The 432-nt window shown below is 59.7% G+C and carries 1 protein-coding gene; it reads left to right on the forward strand.

The annotated features are described in order from the left end of the window. Positions 1 to 94: 94 nt before the first annotated feature. A partial coding sequence (locus A3754_RS20700) for a DnaJ domain-containing protein (RefSeq protein WP_156497122.1) occupies positions 95 to 432 on the forward strand: 338 nt, incomplete at its 3' end.

Here is a 432-nt window from a genome sequence, read left to right on the forward strand (position 1 = left end):
TGACGCCCGACGCCGGATGCTGAACGCAGTTGCCTTTCAAGGTTGTGCGTTTGGCCTCCGGCGTTCGGCGTCTGGCTAAGCCAAAGGCTTATCTATGTCTAAACGTGATTATTACGAAGTGCTGGGTGCGGCAAAGGATGCCAGCGCGCAGGATTTGAAGAAGGCTTATCGTCGCCTGGCGATGAAATACCATCCGGACCGTAACCCGGATGACGAAGAGGCCTTGGCCAAATTCAAGGAAGCGAAAGAAGCCTACGAAGTGCTGGCCGATGAGCAGAAGCGCGCGGCCTATGACCAGTTCGGCCATGCCGGCGTTAACGGTCAGGGTGGCGCCGGTGCTGGCGGCGGCTTCGGCGGCGGAGGCTTTGGTGACATCTTCGGCGATATTTTCGGCGACATCTTCGGTGGTGGTGGCGGTGGACGCCGTGGCCC

The organism is Alcanivorax sp. HI0083 (assembly GCF_001635175.1).